Source organism: Bradyrhizobium sp. JYMT SZCCT0428 (genome assembly GCF_018131075.1).
Lineage (GTDB): Bacteria > Pseudomonadota > Alphaproteobacteria > Rhizobiales > Xanthobacteraceae > Bradyrhizobium.
The window spans coordinates 1-1,007 of the sequence record NZ_JAFCLS010000179.1 but is presented as its reverse complement, the minus strand read 5'-3'; the positions used below and the strand labels follow the sequence as shown (position 1 = coordinate 1,007).

The 1,007-nt window shown below is 55.9% G+C and carries 2 protein-coding genes; both read left to right on the top strand.

The annotated features are described in order from the left end of the window. Nucleotides 1-228: hypothetical protein (locus JQ575_RS44290; protein ID WP_212039442.1), on the top strand; the 228-nt coding region annotated here is incomplete at its 5' end. Between the two features lie 142 nt (nucleotides 229-370). Beyond that, a complete protein-coding gene (locus JQ575_RS44285) occupies nucleotides 371-664 on the top strand; it encodes a PilZ domain-containing protein (protein ID WP_212039441.1) in 294 nt (97 codons plus the stop codon). The last annotated feature ends 343 nt before the right edge of the window (nucleotides 665-1,007 follow it).

The following is a 1,007-nucleotide window of genomic DNA, read 5'->3' as shown; positions in this document are numbered from 1 at the left end:
TACATCTCTGATGACATACCCAGCGTTCAAGTCGTGCAGGACTGGAACGCTTCAACCGACACGGTCCAGATGAGCGGCACAGGCTTCACATCCTTTGCCGATGTGCTTTCCCACTCGTATCAGAACGGCGCTTATTTCGTCGTGCAGGTCGATGCGGACACTGCGGTCTGGCTGAACGGTGCCACCGCTGGAACGTTGACGGCTTCTGACTTCTCTATCGTCAGTTAACGGGCAAGCAATACCCGCTGGGGATTGCCCCCGGCGGCTCTCTGTTAACTACACTTTAACGGTGTGGGAGAAGCTTCAAAATCGTTTACCAACGCTTTACGGATTGGCCCCAAGTTTAACGATCAGAACACGGGTGCCACCGATGGCGACGATTGCAAAGGCAGACGCGGAAGCGCGCAAGACGCCCCGCAACCGAGTTCTCGAAACCGGTTTGATCAGGTTCGAACAACTATCCGTGCCTTGCGTCCTTCGCAACTTCTCAGAAGCCGGCGCGGCCTTAGACGTCGGCCCGTACAGCCTGATCCCCGACCATTTCACTTTGATCGTCGTCCGGAAAAAGAAATCCTACCCATGCAGCGTCATTTGGCGAAAGGGAACGCGCCTCGGCGTGTCGTTCTCCACGACTGAGCCGAACGATGATGCGCTCGACGAGTAGACGATGGTCGGCCGCCGAGGATGCCGCGCTGCGCACCCTCATGGATAACGGGAAAGAGGCGCCTCAGATCGCCTCAGTACTTCAACGAACACCGCAGGCAATCTACGCTCGGCTACAGCGTCTTTATCGCAGACGTGGGGTATCGCGCGCTCGGAGGAGCGAAATGCGTGACGGCCTCAGTACGAAACGCACGTTTCACGCATCCTAAGACCGGCCAGCCGAAACGATGGATGTTAAGCTAACAAATCAACCTTACCGCGCGATCAGTAAGGAGACGGTCTGACGTCCACGCTATCGGATTATTCCAATCTTCGATCATTGATGGAATCATGGCAGACGATAA

Coding starts and splice junctions, on each gene's coding strand:
- JQ575_RS44285 (WP_212039441.1), top strand. CDS start 371: ATGGCGACGATTGCAAAGGCAGACGCGGAAGCGCGCAAGACGCCCCGC.